Origin of the sequence: Cytobacillus gottheilii (assembly GCF_900166665.1) — a bacterium.
In the GTDB taxonomy this organism is placed as follows: domain Bacteria; phylum Bacillota; class Bacilli; order Bacillales; family Cytobacillaceae; genus Cytobacillus; species Cytobacillus gottheilii_A.
Genome location: NZ_LT800494.1, coordinates 4,616,524 through 4,637,220, shown reverse-complemented (window position 1 = coordinate 4,637,220; position 20,697 = coordinate 4,616,524). Strand labels below are relative to the sequence as shown.

Genomic DNA, 20,697 nt, shown 5'->3' with positions numbered 1-20,697 from the left:
AAAATGGCAAATGAATCAATGCGGATTTTTGAATGACTGTCTTTGAAGAGTTAAAGAATATCTTCAAGGGGTGAATACATTTGACTGTGATCACAACATTTACAGAAAAAAGACGAGAAAAGCAAATTAAATATGAGAAATCCGTTCTGAAGGAACTAACTATAAAAGAGTTAAAAGAAAAGGTAAAGCAATACTTCGGGTCTTCCCGGTTAGTCTCGAACTTGCTCATGAACAGCGGAATAGAGGAAGCATGTTATGATGTAGCGATTGAAGCTTACTTGCTCGGTGCTCAGTACAGCCGATTCGGCATTCGAGGAGAAACGAATGATCAAGTGATGGAGCGCTGTAAGGAAGAGCGAGTGCATTTCACTGATACGCTCTATCATTTTTTCCTGTATTGGAGTCATGGGCAGGAAGGGGCGATGAGTGAATCGCTGTATTATTTATGTGAGCAGTATGTAAACAACTGGTGGCTTGAAGGTTACAGCAAAGGAAAGCGGAGACAGAAGCTTCGGCTGCATTAATCTTTTCATGTTCTAATCCCCCTCCTTGTCCCATATATTGAATGGAGGACGAGCGGGGAGTTGATGACTTACATGAATAAAAAAATAAAAGCAGGCTTTTTTATCATTGGTTTAGCGGTTTTGTTTTTTATTCTGCAATACGATTTTTCTGAAGATGATTCATGGGAATCGTGGAACCTACCTTTAACAGGGAAGATCATCCTTTTGGATCCCGGTCATGGAGGACCTGATGGCGGAGCTGGAGATGAAGATGCTCTTGAAAAGGATATCGCCTTAAATGTTTCATTTAAAATTAGAGACTATCTTCAGGAGCAAGGTGCACTTGTCCTTATGACGCGTGAAGAGGATCGAGATTTAGCGCCAGAAGGGACAAAGGGGTATAGCAGGAGAAAAGTAGAGGACTTAAAAAAACGGCTGGAACTGATCAATGAATCCAATGCAGAATACTATCTCAGCATTCATTTAAATTCCATTCCATCACCGCAGTGGAGCGGTGCGCAAACTTTTTATTCAAATCATTTAATTGAAAATGGCAAAGCAGCGAAGTTTATACAAGATGAACTGCGCAGAAATCTGGAAAATACAACAAGAAAGGCAAAACCTATCAACAATGTATATATCGTTGATAAAGCGAAAAAGCCTGGTGCACTTGTTGAAATCGGATTTTTATCAAACCCTGAAGAAAAGGCTCGTTTAAAAACAGATGAGTATCAGGAAAAGGTTGCGGCTTCTATATATAACGGAATTCTTCGCTATTTTACAAATGAAGCGGAATTAGAAGAGGAAGAATAAAGGAAAAACAAGGTGCTCATTATGAGCACCTTTTCATGTTGCGAGGGAGAAATTACAATCTGAATAGATAGCGTTTACATGGTGTGTTCTCATTACTGCCCAATAATTCATACAAGTGTAATTTTTGTTTACTATCCTATAGGGATAAACATGTTATAGTAGAATTAATGCTTGGTTTTTATCCATGCTAATATTAAGAGTGATCATACATAAGGAGGGGCAACGATGTTAACAGAGCAACGCATGAAAGACGCGATCAGCGAACTGAAAGAGCCATTTTTACATAAAACATTAGGTGAGTTAAATGCAATTGAGGAAATTAAAATTAAAGAAGAAAAAGCGCATGTCAGTGTAAAAATTTTAATTGCAAAGACGGGTACTGCTGAACAGCTTCAACTGCAGACTGAAATCGTCAATCGCTTAAAAGCGGCAGGAGCAGCGACCGTTGGCATTCGTTTCAGTGAACTTCCAGAAGAGATTCTTACTCAATATAGACAAGCTAACGCTGAAAGTGGAGCTGGATTATTGTCTCCTGGAAACAAGACACAATTTATTGCTATTGCAAGCGGAAAAGGCGGCGTTGGAAAATCAACTGTTTCAGTTAATCTCGCTGTATCCTTAGCACGTTTAGGGAAAAAGGTCGGACTTGTGGATGCGGATATTTACGGATTTAGTGTACCAGATATGATGGGCATTACGAAGAGGCCAGTTGTTAGAGGAGAGCAAATCATCCCTGTTGAAAGATTTGGCGTAAAAGTCATCTCTATGGGCTTCTTTGTTGAGGATAATGCGCCTATTATCTGGAGAGGCCCTATGCTCGGCAAGATGCTGAATAGTTTCTTCAATGAAGTGGAATGGGGAGAGCTCGACTATCTGCTGCTTGACTTGCCTCCAGGAACTGGGGATGTTGCATTGGATGTGCATACGATGCTGCCATCCTGTAAAGAAATTGTTGTTACAACACCGCATGCAACGGCTGCTTTTGTTGCTGCCAGAGCGGGAGCCATGGCATTAAGAACAGAGCATGAAATCTTAGGTGTCGTTGAAAATATGGCTTATTTTGAAAGCAAGGTAACCGGTGAAAAAGAATATGTTTTCGGCCAAGGCGGCGGGCAGAAGCTTGCGGAAGAATTGCGTACAGATGTTTTAGGGCAGCTTCCTTTAGCACAGCCAGATTATAATGAAGATGACTTTGCTCCATCTGTTTATGATCAGGAGCACAAACTTGGACAAATCTATGGAGATATAGCCAAGAAGATTGTTGCAGCAACTGAGATATAATTTTACTATAAGCTATTTAGATTAACATACTGACCATGAAGGAAAATAAGCGTGAAGCATTATGCTTCACGCTTTTTCATTTAGATCATCAGTGCTGCTGACGGTATAAAGTGCTGTCCATCTGCGGGGATGTTAATTCATTAACTTCCGCCGCCGCCAGATTCTTCTTCACCTCCGCCTTCTTCGCCGCCTTCTGCTGGCTGCTCCTCGCCGCCTTCTTGGCCGCCGCCGCTGCCACCTCCGCCCGCTTCTTCTGCGGCTTTAAGAAGTATGTCCTGCAGCTTTGCTTTAAACAAGGGGCTTTCAAACGTCTCTGTCACCACTGTTTGCAGATGTTCTCGATATTCTTTGCTTTTTAAAATATTGGTCACTTCTTTTTGCAGTTCAGGATCTTTGAGTACTTCAATCATCATGCCGCGATATTCAGGATCCTTCATTAAATCTTTAAGTAATTGCTCATTTCCATCCTTCATGCTTTTTGCCATGCTTTCAGCAAACTTAGGATCTTCAAAAGAAGATTTCCAAAACTCGGTACCTTCTTTAGAAGTAAGTGTTGTTTGAATGGTGTCTGCAACAATCGCTTCATCCATAATGAGACTCTGTTTTATTTTCTCATCCTCCAGCAGTTCCTGTACTGCCTTTTTGCCATCATCTGTTTTTAATATATCAACAACCATTTTCTTTGTTTGATCATAGTCCATTTGACCGCCAGATTCTTCTTGGCCGCACCCAGAGATAAGAACTAACAAAAGAAGAGGGAAAAGTATACGGGCTAACTTTATCATGTTGAAGACTCCTTTCACATTTATCCTTAACATTAGAATGAAGAAAAAGGACAAATATTATTCGTGAACTTGTGATGTACCTAGATTTTTCAATGTTTGGTTGGTACAATCATAGTAGAGGAATTTAATGCTATGGGGGAAAAATAAATTGACTAGCCGGCTTTGGGTAAAATTATTCTTATCAACCCTGTTACTTGGGGGAGTAGTAACAAGCATCACCGGATTTATTGTACGATGGGATGAATTCTCTTCAATCTTTATGCCTTTTGATTTTCTGGAGGTTCTTTCCGTTCTATTCTGGCTATTTGGCGTTGGACTGATTTTTAGTATTATTAGCCAGATGGGCTTTTTTGCATACTTAACCATACATCGCTTTGGACTTGGGATCTTTAAGTCCCATAAATTATGGAACGGTGTACAGGTTGTTCTAATAGTATTTGTACTGTTTGATCTTGTATACTTCCGCTATAACGCATTTGCGGAAGAAGGAGACAGCTTGCTTCCGTATATAGGTTTAGCAGGAATGCTGCTGGCAGCTGGATTAATTGCTGCGTTTCTTAAAGTAAGAATTTCATCAAAAGAAACATTCATACCTGCCCTGTTTTTCATGATCGTCGTGACCTCGATTGAATGGGTGCCGATTCTGAGAGTAAATGAGCATAGCTGGGTATGGCTGATGATTTTCCCGCTGCTCATTTGCAATGCATACCAATTATTAATCCTGCAAAAGATTAATGAACAATCTCGGATGCGCCGCGAGCAAATGCAGGCAAAAAAGAATATACCGCTAAAAAAATAAACTGTTCTCCATTTGCATTAATTGTTATGCAGATGGAGAGCAGTTTTTTGTTTTATCGGGTGAACTATTTTAGAGCTTTACTTGATTTCATCTGTTTTGGCATCTGCATTGGCAATCATTTCTGATACAGATACAAGCTTATGCCCATGATTTTTAATGTTCTTGACTATATCCGGTAAAGCAGCAGCAGTTTGTTTTGCTGAATCAGAGGCATGAAGAAGGATAATATCCCCTTTTTTTGCTTTCTCTGTATTCTGAATAATCACCTCTGAGCCCGGATTTGTCCAATCTTTAGAGTCGATACTCCAATGAACTACGGTATAGCCCAATCCTTCGGCTGTTTTTAATGTGTTCTGGTCAAAATGCCCTGTCGGTGCACGCAGCAGTTTAATGTTTTTAACATTCAGTTTGCCGAAAGCGGTTTGCGCTTTTGCGATATCCTGTCTGACTTTCTCAGGTTCGAGCTCTGTATAATCCTTGTATTCATAACCTAACATCCCTATTTCATATCCTTCTTTCACTATTCTTTCTACAATCTCAGGGTGACTCTCTGCCCAAGCACCAGATAAAAAGAAAGTAGCTGCCTTTACATTTTCCTTTTTCAATACGTCGAGAATTGGCTCCGCCTTTTCATCGCCCCAGCCAATATTAAAGGTGAGTGCCACGTTTTTTTCTCCTTTATAGATTGCTTTTGGTCCATCTTTTACGGAGAATGCCGGCATATGAATAAGGTTCTGAAAGTAAAAAATCCATGCTGTGAAAAAAGCGGCAGTGATGATCACGATCATCTGTTTTAAACGTTTTCCATTTAGTACGTAAAAAAAGTTCATTCCATTATCACCTCGTCCAATCCATTGCTTGCTACATATGTATGCTGTGCTTGTCTAGAAAATGCAAAAAATACTTATAATAAAAGTACTTGTGGAAAATACTACTAGAACTAAAAAGAGTTGGAGGAAGGTATATGATCGGATTTCTAATCAATCAAAAAGAAGTGCAAGAGATGGAGTACTTAATAAAAAGGGAGCTTGATGAAATCCTATTTGATTTAAAAGATGAAAGAATTGATTCTATGGTTAAAAGAGCAATGAATGAACGTTATAAAATCTTGTTTCAGTTGTTTACTCGAATTGCTTCACCAAAGGAATGCTTGAAATACACGCGCAGCGGCAGTATTTATAAGCAGTAATGTTCGTTAGATATAATCTATTTTATTTTTTTTGTGAAAATTGTTGACTTCATAATAGTAAGTTGGTATATTAATAAACGTCGCTGCTGACATACAGCTTGATTGTTAAAAAACATGAAAAAAGTTGTTGACAGAAACGACAGCACATGGTAAATTAATAAAGTCGCTTTTGAGCGGCGGAGTTAAAAATTGCTCTTTGAAAACTGAACGAACAATAAAACGTCAACGTTTAAAAAAGATTCTTCGGAATCAACAATGTACATTATGTACACAAGAGCTAATCAACTCTTTCTTGGAGAGTTTGATCCTGGCTCAGGACGAACGCTGGCGGCGTGCCTAATACATGCAAGTCGAGCGGACGGATGGGAGCTTGCTCCCTGAAGTCAGCGGCGGACGGGTGAGTAACACGTGGGCAACCTGCCTGTAAGACTGGGATAACTTCGGGAAACCGGAGCTAATACCGGATAATGCTTTTGGACTCATGTCCTTAAGCTGAAAGATGGTTTCGGCTATCACTTACAGATGGGCCCGCGGCGCATTAGCTAGTTGGTGAGGTAACGGCTCACCAAGGCAACGATGCGTAGCCGACCTGAGAGGGTGATCGGCCACACTGGGACTGAGACACGGCCCAGACTCCTACGGGAGGCAGCAGTAGGGAATCTTCCGCAATGGACGAAAGTCTGACGGAGCAACGCCGCGTGAGTGATGAAGGTTTTCGGATCGTAAAACTCTGTTGTTAGGGAAGAACAAGTACCGGAGTAACTGCCGGTACCTTGACGGTACCTAACCAGAAAGCCACGGCTAACTACGTGCCAGCAGCCGCGGTAATACGTAGGTGGCAAGCGTTGTCCGGAATTATTGGGCGTAAAGCGCGCGCAGGCGGTCCTTTAAGTCTGATGTGAAAGCCCACGGCTCAACCGTGGAGGGTCATTGGAAACTGGGGGACTTGAGTGCAGAAGAGGAGAGTGGAATTCCACGTGTAGCGGTGAAATGCGTAGAGATGTGGAGGAACACCAGTGGCGAAGGCGACTCTCTGGTCTGTAACTGACGCTGAGGCGCGAAAGCGTGGGGAGCGAACAGGATTAGATACCCTGGTAGTCCACGCCGTAAACGATGAGTGCTAAGTGTTAGAGGGTTTCCGCCCTTTAGTGCTGCAGCAAACGCATTAAGCACTCCGCCTGGGGAGTACGGCCGCAAGGCTGAAACTCAAAGGAATTGACGGGGGCCCGCACAAGCGGTGGAGCATGTGGTTTAATTCGAAGCAACGCGAAGAACCTTACCAGGTCTTGACATCCTCTGACACTCCTAGAGATAGGACGTTCCCCTTCGGGGGACAGAGTGACAGGTGGTGCATGGTTGTCGTCAGCTCGTGTCGTGAGATGTTGGGTTAAGTCCCGCAACGAGCGCAACCCTTGATCTTAGTTGCCAGCATTCAGTTGGGCACTCTAAGGTGACTGCCGGTGACAAACCGGAGGAAGGTGGGGATGACGTCAAATCATCATGCCCCTTATGACCTGGGCTACACACGTGCTACAATGGATGGTACAAAGGGCTGCAAGACCGCGAGGTTTAGCCAATCCCATAAAACCATTCTCAGTTCGGATTGCAGGCTGCAACTCGCCTGCATGAAGCCGGAATCGCTAGTAATCGCGGATCAGCATGCCGCGGTGAATACGTTCCCGGGCCTTGTACACACCGCCCGTCACACCACGAGAGTTTGTAACACCCGAAGTCGGTGGGGTAACCTTTTGGAGCCAGCCGCCTAAGGTGGGACAGATGATTGGGGTGAAGTCGTAACAAGGTAGCCGTATCGGAAGGTGCGGCTGGATCACCTCCTTTCTAAGGATGAAATGAAGTTTATCTTCATTAAAAGACGTCTTTATTTGTTCGTTCAGTTTTGAGAGAGTAATCTCTTATTGAAAAGCATATAACTTTACCGTTATGTGGGCCTATAGCTCAGCTGGTTAGAGCGCACGCCTGATAAGCGTGAGGTCGATGGTTCGAGTCCATTTAGGCCCACCATTTTCTTTAACGGGGCCTTAGCTCAGCTGGGAGAGCGCCTGCCTTGCACGCAGGAGGTCAGCGGTTCGATCCCGCTAGGCTCCACCAATTGTTCCTTGAAAACTAGATAATGCAATATAGAAGAAGATTACCAAGTAATCGCCATCTTAGTTTTTTCTCTCTTATTTATTTTAAGTAAGAGCAATAACCATAAACACTGGTTAAGTTAGAAAGGGCGCACGGTGAATGCCTTGGCACTAGGAGCCGATGAAGGACGGTACTAACACCGATATGCTTCGGGGAGCTGTAAGTAAGCTTTGATCCGGAGATTTCCGAATGGGGGAACCCATCATCCGTAATGGGATGATATCTTTACCTGAATACATAGGGTATTGAAGGCAGACCCGGGGAACTGAAACATCTAAGTACCCGGAGGAAGAGAAAGCAAACGCGATTCCCTGAGTAGCGGCGAGCGAAACGGGATTAGCCCAAACCAAGAGGCTTGCCTCTTGGGGTTGTAGGACACTCTACACGGAGTTACAAAGGAGCGAGGTAAGTGAACAGGTCTGGAAAGGCCGGCCATAGAAGGTAAAAGCCCTGTAGTTGAAACTTCGTTCCCTCCAGAGTGGATCCTGAGTACGGCGGGACACGAGAAATCCCGTCGGAAGCAGGGAGGACCATCTCCCAAGGCTAAATACTCCCTAGTGACCGATAGTGAACCAGTACCGTGAGGGAAAGGTGAAAAGCACCCCGGAAGGGGAGTGAAATAGTTCCTGAAACCGTGTGCCTACAAGTAGTCAGAGCCCATTAACGGGTGATGGCGTGCCTTTTGTAGAATGAACCGGCGAGTTACGATTACATGCAAGGTTAAGTTGATAAGACGGAGCCGCAGCGAAAGCGAGTCTGAATAGGGCGAATGAGTATGTGGTCGTAGACCCGAAACCAGGTGATCTACCCATGTCCAGGTTGAAGTTCAGGTAACACTGAATGGAGGACCGAACCCACGCACGTTGAAAAGTGCGGGGATGAGGTGTGGGTAGCGGAGAAATTCCAATCGAACTTGGAGATAGCTGGTTCTCTCCGAAATAGCTTTAGGGCTAGCCTCATGTAGTAAGAGTCTTGGAGGTAGAGCACTGTTTGGACTAGGGGCCCTCATCGGGTTACCGAATTCAGACAAACTCCGAATGCCAAAGACTTATCCATGGGAGTCAGACTGCGAGTGATAAGATCCGTAGTCAAGAGGGAAACAGCCCAGACCACCAGCTAAGGTCCCAAAGTATACGTTAAGTGGAAAAGGATGTGGAGTTGCTTAGACAACCAGGATGTTGGCTTAGAAGCAGCCACCATTTAAAGAGTGCGTAATAGCTCACTGGTCGAGTGACTCCGCGCCGAAAATGTACCGGGGCTAAACGTATCACCGAAGCTGTGGATGGACACCATTAGGTGTCCGTGGTAGGAGAGCGTTCTAAGGGCGTTGAAGCTAGACCGTAAGGACTGGTGGAGCGCTTAGAAGTGAGAATGCCGGTATGAGTAGCGAAAGATGGGTGAGAATCCCATCCACCGAATGCCTAAGGTTTCCTGAGGAAGGCTCGTCCGCTCAGGGTTAGTCGGGACCTAAGCCGAGGCTGAAAAGCGTAGGCGATGGACAACAGGTTGATATTCCTGTACCACCAAAATCCGTTTGAGTGATGGGGGGACGCAGGAGGATAGGGTAAGCGCGCTGTTGGATTAGCGCGTCCAAGCAGTTAGGCTGCAAGTGAGGCAAATCCCGCTTGCATACGGCTGAGCTGTGACGGCGAGGGAAATATAGTACCGAAGTTCTTGATTCCACACTGCCAAGAAAAGCCTCTAGCGAGGATTAGGTGCCCGTACCGCAAACCGACACAGGTAGGCGAGGAGAGAATCCTAAGGTGAGCGAGAGAACTCTCGTTAAGGAACTCGGCAAAATGACCCCGTAACTTCGGGAGAAGGGGTGCTCATTAGGGTGTTAAAGCCTTGATGAGCCGCAGTGAATAGGCCCAGGCGACTGTTTAGCAAAAACACAGGTCTCTGCGAAGCCGCAAGGCGAAGTATAGGGGCTGACGCCTGCCCGGTGCTGGAAGGTTAAGAGGAGGGGTTAGCGCAAGCGAAGCTCTGAATCGAAGCCCCAGTAAACGGCGGCCGTAACTATAACGGTCCTAAGGTAGCGAAATTCCTTGTCGGGTAAGTTCCGACCCGCACGAAAGGCGTAACGATCTGGGCACTGTCTCAACGAGAGACTCGGTGAAATTATAGTACCTGTGAAGATGCAGGTTACCCGCGACAGGACGGAAAGACCCCGTGGAGCTTTACTGTAGCCTGATATTGAATTTTGGTACAGCTTGTACAGGATAGGTAGGAGCCTGAGAAACCGGAGCGCCAGCTTCGGTGGAGGCGTCGGTGGGATACTACCCTGGCTGTATTGAAATTCTAACCCGCGCCCCTGATCGGGGCGGGAGACAGTGTCAGGTGGGCAGTTTGACTGGGGCGGTCGCCTCCTAAAAAGTAACGGAGGCGCCCAAAGGTTCCCTCAGAATGGTTGGAAATCATTCGTAGAGTGTAAAGGCACAAGGGAGCTTGACTGCGAGACCTACAAGTCGAGCAGGGACGAAAGTCGGGCTTAGTGATCCGGTGGTTCCGCATGGAAGGGCCATCGCTCAACGGATAAAAGCTACCCCGGGGATAACAGGCTTATCTCCCCCAAGAGTCCACATCGACGGGGAGGTTTGGCACCTCGATGTCGGCTCATCGCATCCTGGGGCTGTAGTCGGTCCCAAGGGTTGGGCTGTTCGCCCATTAAAGCGGTACGCGAGCTGGGTTCAGAACGTCGTGAGACAGTTCGGTCCCTATCCGTCGTGGGCGCAGGAAATTTGAGAGGAGCTGTCCTTAGTACGAGAGGACCGGGATGGACGCACCGCTGGTGTACCAGTTGTCTTGCCAAAGGCATCGCTGGGTAGCTATGTGCGGAAGGGATAAGTGCTGAAAGCATCTAAGCATGAAGCCCCCCTCGAGATGAGATTTCCCATAGCGTCAAGCTAGTAAGAACCCTGAAAGATGATCAGGTTGATAGGTCAGAGGTGGAAGCGTGGCGACACGTGCAGCTGACTGATACTAATCGTTCGAGGACTTAACCACAATGAAATGCGGAGGCGACTGTTCAACTTCGACAGACGTTGGAGGGCCAGTCATTCAAATCCTGTACTTTGGATTTGGAGGAATGGACCGAAACGGCCGAGAAGTTAGGAGCCGAAGCTAGACAAAACAATGGCATTACTTACATNTGATAAAAACCGTCTAAAAAAACTTGGTGCTTCAGGTGTGCTGGAAGTTGGAAATAATATTCAAGCTATCTTTGGCCCACGTTCTGAAACAATAAAAGGTCAAATGAAAGATATTATGAACGGTAAAAGACCGCGTGTGGTTGAAAAGGCACCTGAAGGCGGAGTAGAGCAGCAAATCGAAGAAGTGAACCCAAAAGCATTGCAAACAGAACATAAGGAAGACTCTTTTGTATCGCCGATTAAAGGTGAAATCAAACCAATAACAGAAGTTCCGGATGCTGTATTCTCTGGGAAAATGATGGGTGATGGATTTGCAATTATTCCTTCCAATGGGAAAATAGTTTCACCTGTTGATGGGAAGATCGTTAATTTATTCCCAACCAAACATGCCATTGGCATACTGTCTGACAGTGGAAGAGAAATTCTTATCCATGTTGGTATCGACACTGTTAAGTTAAAAGGGCAGGGTTTTGAAACTTTCGTTAAAGAAGGGGACATGATCAAAGCAGGGCAGCAGCTTCTGCAAGTCGATCTTGACTATGTAAAACAAAACGCTCCTTCAATCATGACTCCGATTGTATTTACCAATCTGCAATCAGGAGAAAACGTGGTTATCAATAAACCCGGCAATGTTGATCTAAATGATAAAGATATTATTAAGATTGAAAAATAATATATAATAGAAGAAAGTGGTCAGTTTCCCTTGTGGGAGCTGGCCGTTTGGTTTTTAAAACATATAGTAGTGAGTAGAAGGTAAATGATTACAAATGGTGTAGTTCCTCAAAAATACTGGTGCGTTTCCCTCATATGCAGTACCTTTCGCGGTAATTCTTACTCAATGAACTATGATGTAAAAAGCGAAATACTTAGGGACATAGTGATTAAAGTAGTATAGAATCTGTATGAGGAAGAGGTTTAAAAATCATTCATAAGGGTATATAGATTATTAACCTCTTTTGTAATAGTTTTTACAGCATGAGTGTAATTAGAATAAGCTAATTATAAGTACTTTTATTGAAGCTATATACTTTATTGAAATATTTTTTTAAAAAAGTATTGGATTTCTATTGACCTATTTGGGTGTGTGATGTTATTATATTTTAGCAGTCGTTAATCAAGAGTCATAAACAGCTAAGAAAAAAGCTGAGAAAAAAGTTGTTGACTTACACGATGATAGCTGTTATGATAAGAAAGTCGCTAACGAAGCGGCGAAAAATTGCTCTTTGAAAACTGAACGAACAATAAAACGTCAACGTTTAAAAAAGATTCTTCGGAATCAACAATGTACATTATGTACACAAGAGCTAATCAACTCTTTCTTGGAGAGTTTGATCCTGGCTCAGGACGAACGCTGGCGGCGTGCCTAATACATGCAAGTCGAGCGGACGGATGGGAGCTTGCTCCCTGAAGTCAGCGGCGGACGGGTGAGTAACACGTGGGCAACCTGCCTGTAAGACTGGGATAACTTCGGGAAACCGGAGCTAATACCGGATAATGCTTTTGGACTCATGTCCTTAAGCTGAAAGATGGTTTCGGCTATCACTTACAGATGGGCCCGCGGCGCATTAGCTAGTTGGTGAGGTAACGGCTCACCAAGGCAACGATGCGTAGCCGACCTGAGAGGGTGATCGGCCACACTGGGACTGAGACACGGCCCAGACTCCTACGGGAGGCAGCAGTAGGGAATCTTCCGCAATGGACGAAAGTCTGACGGAGCAACGCCGCGTGAGTGATGAAGGTTTTCGGATCGTAAAACTCTGTTGTTAGGGAAGAACAAGTACCGGAGTAACTGCCGGTACCTTGACGGTACCTAACCAGAAAGCCACGGCTAACTACGTGCCAGCAGCCGCGGTAATACGTAGGTGGCAAGCGTTGTCCGGAATTATTGGGCGTAAAGCGCGCGCAGGCGGTCCTTTAAGTCTGATGTGAAAGCCCACGGCTCAACCGTGGAGGGTCATTGGAAACTGGGGGACTTGAGTGCAGAAGAGGAGAGTGGAATTCCACGTGTAGCGGTGAAATGCGTAGAGATGTGGAGGAACACCAGTGGCGAAGGCGACTCTCTGGTCTGTAACTGACGCTGAGGCGCGAAAGCGTGGGGAGCGAACAGGATTAGATACCCTGGTAGTCCACGCCGTAAACGATGAGTGCTAAGTGTTAGAGGGTTTCCGCCCTTTAGTGCTGCAGCAAACGCATTAAGCACTCCGCCTGGGGAGTACGGCCGCAAGGCTGAAACTCAAAGGAATTGACGGGGGCCCGCACAAGCGGTGGAGCATGTGGTTTAATTCGAAGCAACGCGAAGAACCTTACCAGGTCTTGACATCCTCTGACACTCCTAGAGATAGGACGTTCCCCTTCGGGGGACAGAGTGACAGGTGGTGCATGGTTGTCGTCAGCTCGTGTCGTGAGATGTTGGGTTAAGTCCCGCAACGAGCGCAACCCTTGATCTTAGTTGCCAGCATTCAGTTGGGCACTCTAAGGTGACTGCCGGTGACAAACCGGAGGAAGGTGGGGATGACGTCAAATCATCATGCCCCTTATGACCTGGGCTACACACGTGCTACAATGGATGGTACAAAGGGCTGCAAGACCGCGAGGTTTAGCCAATCCCATAAAACCATTCTCAGTTCGGATTGCAGGCTGCAACTCGCCTGCATGAAGCCGGAATCGCTAGTAATCGCGGATCAGCATGCCGCGGTGAATACGTTCCCGGGCCTTGTACACACCGCCCGTCACACCACGAGAGTTTGTAACACCCGAAGTCGGTGGGGTAACCTTTTGGAGCCAGCCGCCTAAGGTGGGACAGATGATTGGGGTGAAGTCGTAACAAGGTAGCCGTATCGGAAGGTGCGGCTGGATCACCTCCTTTCTAAGGATGAAATGAAGTTTATCTTCATTAAAAGACGTCTTTATTTGTTCGTTCAGTTTTGAGAGAGCAATCTCTCTGGGTTAGTATTTTGAAAAAGAATACTAACTTAAATACATTGCTCCTGCGCCGCAGTAGTTCGAGGAAGTTAATCCTCAGCTCGTCGCAAGGCAGCATGAAGAATAGCTGCGATGGCTAATCACGATGTGATTGAAATCAGTGGCCTTGTTCCTTGAAAACTAGATAATGCAATAGAAGAAGATTACCAAGTAATCGCCATCTTAGTTTTTTCTCTCTTATTTATTTTAAGTAAGAGCAATAACCACGAGCGTAAAAAGTATGTGTTTCAAACTCATCTTTTTACCAAACCGTGAGGGAAGCGAGAAGCAAACAGGTCGAGGAATCGAGTGAGGAAAGGCCGGAACGTACGTAGTTGGTACGTGAGGACCTTGACGAGTGAGATGACGAAGAGATGTGTAGCTTATCGATTTCCGAACACATGGTTAAGTTAGAAAGGGCGCACGGTGAATGCCTTGGCACTAGGAGCCGATGAAGGACGGTACTAACACCGATATGCTTCGGGGAGCTGTAAGTAAGCTTTGATCCGGAGATTTCCGAATGGGGGAACCCATCATCCGTAATGGGATGATATCTTTACCTGAATACATAGGGTATTGAAGGCAGACCCGGGGAACTGAAACATCTAAGTACCCGGAGGAAGAGAAAGCAAACGCGATTCCCTGAGTAGCGGCGAGCGAAACGGGATTAGCCCAAACCAAGAGGCTTGCCTCTTGGGGTTGTAGGACACTCTACACGGAGTTACAAAGGAGCGAGGTAAGTGAACAGGTCTGGAAAGGCCGGCCATAGAAGGTAAAAGCCCTGTAGTTGAAACTTCGTTCCCTCCAGAGTGGATCCTGAGTACGGCGGGACACGAGAAATCCCGTCGGAAGCAGGGAGGACCATCTCCCAAGGCTAAATACTCCCTAGTGACCGATAGTGAACCAGTACCGTGAGGGAAAGGTGAAAAGCACCCCGGAAGGGGAGTGAAATAGTTCCTGAAACCGTGTGCCTACAAGTAGTCAGAGCCCATTAACGGGTGATGGCGTGCCTTTTGTAGAATGAACCGGCGAGTTACGATTACATGCAAGGTTAAGTTGATAAGACGGAGCCGCAGCGAAAGCGAGTCTGAATAGGGCGAATGAGTATGTGGTCGTAGACCCGAAACCAGGTGATCTACCCATGTCCAGGTTGAAGTTCAGGTAACACTGAATGGAGGACCGAACCCACGCACGTTGAAAAGTGCGGGGATGAGGTGTGGGTAGCGGAGAAATTCCAATCGAACTTGGAGATAGCTGGTTCTCTCCGAAATAGCTTTAGGGCTAGCCTCATGTAGTAAGAGTCTTGGAGGTAGAGCACTGTTTGGACTAGGGGCCCTCATCGGGTTACCGAATTCAGACAAACTCCGAATGCCAAAGACTTATCCATGGGAGTCAGACTGCGAGTGATAAGATCCGTAGTCAAGAGGGAAACAGCCCAGACCACCAGCTAAGGTCCCAAAGTATACGTTAAGTGGAAAAGGATGTGGAGTTGCTTAGACAACCAGGATGTTGGCTTAGAAGCAGCCACCATTTAAAGAGTGCGTAATAGCTCACTGGTCGAGTGACTCCGCGCCGAAAATGTACCGGGGCTAAACGTATCACCGAAGCTGTGGATGGACACCATTAGGTGTCCGTGGTAGGAGAGCGTTCTAAGGGCGTTGAAGCTAGACCGTAAGGACTGGTGGAGCGCTTAGAAGTGAGAATGCCGGTATGAGTAGCGAAAGATGGGTGAGAATCCCATCCACCGAATGCCTAAGGTTTCCTGAGGAAGGCTCGTCCGCTCAGGGTTAGTCGGGACCTAAGCCGAGGCTGAAAAGCGTAGGCGATGGACAACAGGTTGATATTCCTGTACCACCAAAATCCGTTTGAGTGATGGGGGGACGCAGGAGGATAGGGTAAGCGCGCTGTTGGATTAGCGCGTCCAAGCAGTTAGGCTGCAAGTGAGGCAAATCCCGCTTGCATACGGCTGAGCTGTGACGGCGAGGGAAATATAGTACCGAAGTTCTTGATTCCACACTGCCAAGAAAAGCCTCTAGCGAGGATTAGGTGCCCGTACCGCAAACCGACACAGGTAGGCGAGGAGAGAATCCTAAGGTGAGCGAGAGAACTCTCGTTAAGGAACTCGGCAAAATGACCCCGTAACTTCGGGAGAAGGGGTGCTCATTAGGGTGTTAAAGCCTTGATGAGCCGCAGTGAATAGGCCCAGGCGACTGTTTAGCAAAAACACAGGTCTCTGCGAAGCCGCAAGGCGAAGTATAGGGGCTGACGCCTGCCCGGTGCTGGAAGGTTAAGAGGAGGGGTTAGCGCAAGCGAAGCTCTGAATCGAAGCCCCAGTAAACGGCGGCCGTAACTATAACGGTCCTAAGGTAGCGAAATTCCTTGTCGGGTAAGTTCCGACCCGCACGAAAGGCGTAACGATCTGGGCACTGTCTCAACGAGAGACTCGGTGAAATTATAGTACCTGTGAAGATGCAGGTTACCCGCGACAGGACGGAAAGACCCCGTGGAGCTTTACTGTAGCCTGATATTGAATTTTGGTACAGCTTGTACAGGATAGGTAGGAGCCTGAGAAACCGGAGCGCCAGCTTCGGTGGAGGCGTCGGTGGGATACTACCCTGGCTGTATTGAAATTCTAACCCGCGCCCCTGATCGGGGCGGGAGACAGTGTCAGGTGGGCAGTTTGACTGGGGCGGTCGCCTCCTAAAAAGTAACGGAGGCGCCCAAAGGTTCCCTCAGAATGGTTGGAAATCATTCGTAGAGTGTAAAGGCACAAGGGAGCTTGACTGCGAGACCTACAAGTCGAGCAGGGACGAAAGTCGGGCTTAGTGATCCGGTGGTTCCGCATGGAAGGGCCATCGCTCAACGGATAAAAGCTACCCCGGGGATAACAGGCTTATCTCCCCCAAGAGTCCACATCGACGGGGAGGTTTGGCACCTCGATGTCGGCTCATCGCATCCTGGGGCTGTAGTCGGTCCCAAGGGTTGGGCTGTTCGCCCATTAAAGCGGTACGCGAGCTGGGTTCAGAACGTCGTGAGACAGTTCGGTCCCTATCCGTCGTGGGCGCAGGAAATTTGAGAGGAGCTGTCCTTAGTACGAGAGGACCGGGATGGACGCACCGCTGGTGTACCAGTTGTCTTGCCAAAGGCATCGCTGGGTAGCTATGTGCGGAAGGGATAAGTGCTGAAAGCATCTAAGCATGAAGCCCCCCTCGAGATGAGATTTCCCATAGCGTCAAGCTAGTAAGAACCCTGAAAGATGATCAGGTTGATAGGTCAGAGGTGGAAGCGTGGCGACACGTGCAGCTGACTGATACTAATCGTTCGAGGACTTAACCACAATGAAATGCGGAGGCGACTGTTCAACTTCGACAGACGTTGGAGGGCCAGTCATTCAAATCCTGTACTTTGGATTTGGAGGAATGGACCGAAACGGCCGAGAAGTTAGGAGCCGAAGCTAGACAAAACAATGGCATTACTTACATTCTTCTTCTAACATTATCTAGTTTTGAAGGAATAATTTTTAAAATTGTTCTTGATATTTTTCATAAAGACGTTATAATAATAAATGTCTTTAAAAAGTCCGGTGGCGATAGCGAGAAGGTCACACCCGTTCCCATCCCGAACACGGAAGTTAAGCTTCTCAGCGCCAATGGTAGTTAGGGGCTGTCCCCTTGTGAGAGTAGGACGCTGCCGGGCAAATTTTATTTTATTATTCCGCAGTAGCTCAGTGGTAGAGCACTCGGCTGTTAACCGAGCGGTCGTAGGTTCGAATCCTACCTGCGGAGCCATTTTTATGAGATTTAGTTTAGCTGATGCTTCCATAGCTCAGCAGGTAGAGCACTTCCATGGTAAGGAAGAGGTCAGCGGTTCGAGCCCGCTTGGAAGCTCTGTAACAAAATTAGACTGGCCCCTTGGTCAAGCGGTTAAGACACCGCCCTTTCACGGCGGTAACACGGGTTCGAATCCCGTAGGGGTCACCATTTATCCGGAGGATTAGCTCAGCTGGGAGAGCATCTGCCTTACAAGCAGAGGGTCGGCGGTTCGATCCCGTCATCCTCCACCATTATTTGAGCCGGTGTAGCTCAATTGGTAGAGCAACTGACTTGTAATCAGTAGGTTGGGGGTTCAAGTCCTCTCGCCGGCACCATTGTTTTTTTATTCCGGAGGGGTAGCGAAGTGGCTAAACGCGGCGGACTGTAAATCCGCTCCTTAGGGTTCGGCGGTTCGAATCCGTCCCCCTCCACCATTTTAATTTTAATACATATAAAAACATAAAATGGACAAGCTATAAGTAGTCCTTTTTATTTTGAAAAAAAATGATCATTATTGGGCTATAGCCAAGCGGTAAGGCAACGGACTTTGACTCCGTCACGCGTAGGTTCGAATCCTGCTAGCCCAGCCATTTTATGAGCCATTAGCTCAGTCGGTAGAGCATCTGACTTTTAATCAGAGGGTCGAAGGTTCGAGTCCTTCATGGCTCATCAGTGTAATGCGAAGAGATTCAGGGAATACTTTCCTGGATCTCTTTTTGTATTCTGTAGCATACAATCTGCTTGCTGGCAGTATTCAAATGCAGGAAGTTCCGCCGTTGGATTATCACTCTAACCATAACCATAACAGGTTATGGTTTTTTGTGTTTTTAAAAGGTTCTATAATAAAACCGTAGGCTTTATTAACACATGTGGAAGGAGAAATGAAATTGACTCAGGGCATGCTTCATCATATAGAAGTGAATGTATCGAATTTGTATAATACCTTGGATTTTTGGGGATGGTTTTTAGAAGATTTAGGCTATAGCGTTTATCAAGAGTGGGAGAAAGGGCAAAGCTGGAAATTGGGGAACACCTATATTGTCTTTGTTCAAACGGAAGAAAGATTTCTTGATGTTCCCTATCATCGCTGCCGAGTAGGACTTAACCATTTAGCTTTTCATGCTCGATCACGAGACCATGTTGATGAATTGACAATGAAATTAAAGCAAAAAGGCACTAATATTCTTTATACCGGCCAACACCCTTTTGCTGGAGGAGAAGATCATTACGCTGTGTATTTCGAAGATCCAGACCGAATGAAGGTTGAACTTGTTGCTCCATAAGTTTGCTTGCAAATGGTAACCGGATCGTAAAGGGGGAGTTCTAATGAGAAAGGTCGAGGTTTGTACCTACAATCCAGATTGGGTTCGGCAATTTAAAGAGGAGGCGGAAAAAATCCGTCATATTTTCGGAAGTGAACTTCAAAACATATATCATATCGGAAGTACGTCAGTAAAAGGGTTAAGTGCCAAGCCAATAATAGATATATTGCCGATTGTACAAAACATTCACACCGTAACTTTGTATAATGAAGCAATGATTCGGCTTGGATATGAACCGAAAGGCGAGAATGGAATTAACGGGAGAAGGTACTTCCAAAAGGGGGGGAATTGCCGCACTCATCATGTTCATATATTTGAGGAAGGTAGTTCGGATATCCTTAGGCATATCTCTTTTCGAGACTATTTGCGGAATCATCAAGATATAAAGCAGGAATACGCGGAGTTGAAAATGAAATTGGCAGCTGCATATCCATATGATATCGACGCTTACATAAAGGGGAAAGAACAACTAGTAAAACGCATTGAGAGACAAGCGTTACAGTGGGCAGGCTTTGCTAATAGTTAAAAACTAATAATTGAAAAGGCAAGGATATAAGGATTGCAAACTAAGTATTCATCCGAAAAGAAGTTGAATTTTATTCCCCATGAAAAACGAGAATCCGCAACGCAAGGAAAAGGATCTCCTGAAATAAGGATTATAATAGAACTCGTTAAACTAGAAAATAAATTATTTTGGTCTCAGTTTCTTTTTTGGTTTTATGAGCTGAAGGGTTTCCCTTTCACCATGAAGAACGCATATATATACATATTTTTGCTGAGTTGAGTCATTTCTTTGAAAGCGGTTAAAATATAGGGAGTTACATATTTGATAGGGGGAATCTGCTAATGAGAAAGCTCAATATTATTGGAATGCCAATGGATTTAGGACAAATGAGGCGTGGTGTGGATATGGGGCCGAGTGCGATTCGCTATGCAGGTGTCTATGAACGATTACAGAGCCTATTTGATGAGATCTCAGACGAAGGAGACATTCCTGTCGGCCGGCCACAAGTTGAAGTAGATCCAGAATCAAATCTTAGAAACTTACCATTAATAGCAGAAAAAACTGAACTGCTTGCAGAAAAGGTTGATCAGGCAATTTCATCTGGCTCGTTTCCATTAGTGCTTGGGGGGGATCATAGCATCGCGATTGGTACACTGGCAGGAGTATCAAAGCACTATCAAAATTTAGGTGTTATTTGGTATGATGCACATGGTGATTTAAATACTGCTGAAACATCACCAAGCGGAAATATCCATGGAATGCCTTTGGCTGTCAGTATGGGCATCGGCCACCCGCTTTTGGTAAATGTGGGGGACTACGCGCCAAAAGTGAAGCCTGAACATATTGTCCTCATTGGTGCAAGGTCTTTAGATGAGGGAGAAAAAGAATTAATTAAAGAGAAAGGCATTAAAGTTTATACGATGCATGAAATTGATCTGATGGGAATGGCAAAAGTGATGGAAGAAACCATTCATTATCTAAAGGATAAAACAGATGGCGTTCATCTTTCATTAGATTTAGATGGTCTTGACCCTAATGATGCACCAGGTGTCGGAACACCCGTCATTGGAGGAATGAGCTACAGGGAAAGTCATCTAGCCATGGAACTGTTGTCAGAATCAAAACTCGTAACTTCAGCAGAATTTGTGGAAGTAAATCCAATTTTAGATGACAAAAATAAAACAGCTACTCTGGCAGTTGCCTTAATGGGATCTCTCTTTGGCGAGAAATTAGTTTAAACGTTATATGCAAAGCGAATTAAAGTGATTTCCTATGAGGAATCACTTTTTTAATTGGCTAGCTTTATATCAAGATATTTACAGTAAATGAGGTTAATATGTAGGGTAACAGTTATTTTCTTTACACAGCTTCAGCTGCTTGAAGTCCATTGAAACAAAAACATACATTTTTTAGCACAAAAAAAGCTA

The 20,697-nt window shown here is 45.7% G+C and carries 10 protein-coding genes, 10 tRNA genes, 5 rRNA genes and 1 pseudogene; 24 read left to right on the top strand and 2 right to left on the bottom strand.

The features are described from left to right. Window positions 1-80: 80 nt before the first annotated feature. The 3 genes from B7E07_RS22740 (at window position 81) to B7E07_RS22730 (ending at window position 2,597) form a co-directional block, all read left to right on the top strand. Entirely contained in the window at window positions 81-524 is a 444-nt protein-coding gene (locus B7E07_RS22740; protein WP_080849013.1) for a YbaK family protein, read from the top strand. A 72-nt stretch (window positions 525-596) separates the two neighbouring features. Continuing rightward, window positions 597-1,316, top strand: coding sequence for an N-acetylmuramoyl-L-alanine amidase CwlD (gene cwlD / locus B7E07_RS22735; RefSeq protein WP_080849012.1), 720 nt, complete (start codon window positions 597-599; stop codon window positions 1,314-1,316). A 225-nt stretch (window positions 1,317-1,541) separates the two neighbouring features. Further along, window positions 1,542-2,597 (top strand): P-loop NTPase, encoded by a 1,056-nt coding sequence (locus B7E07_RS22730; protein WP_080849011.1) that lies wholly within the window; start codon window positions 1,542-1,544, stop codon window positions 2,595-2,597. A 140-nt stretch (window positions 2,598-2,737) separates the two neighbouring features. Here B7E07_RS22730 and gerD read toward each other — a convergent pair whose 3' ends face one another. Beyond that, a complete protein-coding gene (gerD, locus tag B7E07_RS22725) occupies window positions 2,738-3,382 on the bottom strand; it encodes a spore germination lipoprotein GerD (protein WP_080849010.1) in 645 nt (214 codons plus the stop codon). Between the two features lie 148 nt (window positions 3,383-3,530). Here gerD and B7E07_RS22720 point away from each other — a divergent pair, with 148 nt between their 5' ends. Further along, a complete protein-coding gene (locus B7E07_RS22720) occupies window positions 3,531-4,181 on the top strand; it encodes a KinB-signaling pathway activation protein (RefSeq protein ID WP_080849009.1) in 651 nt (216 codons plus the stop codon). Between the two features lie 77 nt (window positions 4,182-4,258). Here B7E07_RS22720 and pdaB read toward each other — a convergent pair whose 3' ends face one another. Continuing rightward, window positions 4,259-5,011: a polysaccharide deacetylase family sporulation protein PdaB gene (gene pdaB / locus B7E07_RS22715; RefSeq protein WP_080849008.1), complete on the bottom strand. Its 753-nt coding sequence runs from the start codon at window positions 5,009-5,011 to the stop codon at window positions 4,259-4,261. Window positions 5,012-5,145: 134 nt separating this feature from the next. Between pdaB and B7E07_RS22710 the strand changes: the two genes are divergently transcribed. From B7E07_RS22710 to rocF, 20 genes and pseudogenes are all read left to right on the top strand, one after another. Then, window positions 5,146-5,370, top strand: coding sequence for a hypothetical protein (locus B7E07_RS22710; protein ID WP_080849007.1), 225 nt, complete (start codon window positions 5,146-5,148; stop codon window positions 5,368-5,370). Window positions 5,371-5,659: 289 nt separating this feature from the next. After that, window positions 5,660-7,209, top strand: a 16S ribosomal RNA gene (locus tag B7E07_RS22705). Between the two features lie 106 nt (window positions 7,210-7,315). After that, window positions 7,316-7,392 (top strand) — tRNA-Ile (locus B7E07_RS22700). An 11-nt stretch (window positions 7,393-7,403) separates the two neighbouring features. After that, a tRNA-Ala gene (locus tag B7E07_RS22695) sits at window positions 7,404-7,479 on the top strand. Between the two features lie 111 nt (window positions 7,480-7,590). Next, a 23S ribosomal RNA gene (locus B7E07_RS22690) occupies window positions 7,591-10,524 on the top strand. A 147-nt stretch (window positions 10,525-10,671) separates the two neighbouring features. Continuing rightward, window positions 10,672-11,343: pseudogene (locus B7E07_RS22685) on the top strand (glucose PTS transporter subunit IIA); the annotation flags it as partial. Between the two features lie 643 nt (window positions 11,344-11,986). Continuing rightward, a 16S ribosomal RNA gene (locus B7E07_RS22680) occupies window positions 11,987-13,536 on the top strand. A 498-nt stretch (window positions 13,537-14,034) separates the two neighbouring features. Further along, window positions 14,035-16,968, top strand: a 23S ribosomal RNA gene (locus B7E07_RS22675). Between the two features lie 242 nt (window positions 16,969-17,210). Beyond that, window positions 17,211-17,327, top strand: a 5S ribosomal RNA gene (rrf, locus tag B7E07_RS22670). The 16S, 23S and 5S rRNA genes sit together here with 10 tRNA genes alongside, the layout of an rRNA operon. A gap of 17 nt (window positions 17,328-17,344) precedes the next feature. Beyond that, window positions 17,345-17,419: transfer RNA gene (locus B7E07_RS22665), tRNA-Asn, on the top strand. 26 nt (window positions 17,420-17,445) lie between these two features. Then, window positions 17,446-17,518: transfer RNA gene (locus B7E07_RS22660), tRNA-Thr, on the top strand. Window positions 17,519-17,536: 18 nt separating this feature from the next. Next, a tRNA-Glu gene (locus tag B7E07_RS22655) sits at window positions 17,537-17,611 on the top strand. Between the two features lie 7 nt (window positions 17,612-17,618). Further along, window positions 17,619-17,694: transfer RNA gene (locus tag B7E07_RS22650), tRNA-Val, on the top strand. A gap of 8 nt (window positions 17,695-17,702) precedes the next feature. After that, window positions 17,703-17,778 (top strand) — tRNA-Thr (locus B7E07_RS22645). Between the two features lie 15 nt (window positions 17,779-17,793). Beyond that, window positions 17,794-17,877: transfer RNA gene (locus B7E07_RS22640), tRNA-Tyr, on the top strand. Between the two features lie 81 nt (window positions 17,878-17,958). Next, window positions 17,959-18,033, top strand: a tRNA-Gln gene (locus tag B7E07_RS22635). A gap of 6 nt (window positions 18,034-18,039) precedes the next feature. Further along, a tRNA-Lys gene (locus tag B7E07_RS22630) sits at window positions 18,040-18,112 on the top strand. A gap of 212 nt (window positions 18,113-18,324) precedes the next feature. Then, window positions 18,325-18,726, top strand: a complete 402-nt coding sequence (locus B7E07_RS22625) for a VOC family protein (RefSeq protein WP_373886064.1) — start codon at window positions 18,325-18,327, stop codon at window positions 18,724-18,726. 43 nt (window positions 18,727-18,769) lie between these two features. Beyond that, a complete protein-coding gene (locus B7E07_RS22620; protein WP_080849004.1) occupies window positions 18,770-19,291 on the top strand; it encodes a GrpB family protein in 522 nt (173 codons plus the stop codon). A 320-nt stretch (window positions 19,292-19,611) separates the two neighbouring features. Continuing rightward, window positions 19,612-20,508, top strand: coding sequence for an arginase (rocF, locus tag B7E07_RS22610; RefSeq protein ID WP_080849002.1), 897 nt, complete (start codon window positions 19,612-19,614; stop codon window positions 20,506-20,508). Window positions 20,509-20,697: the final 189 nt, after the last annotated feature.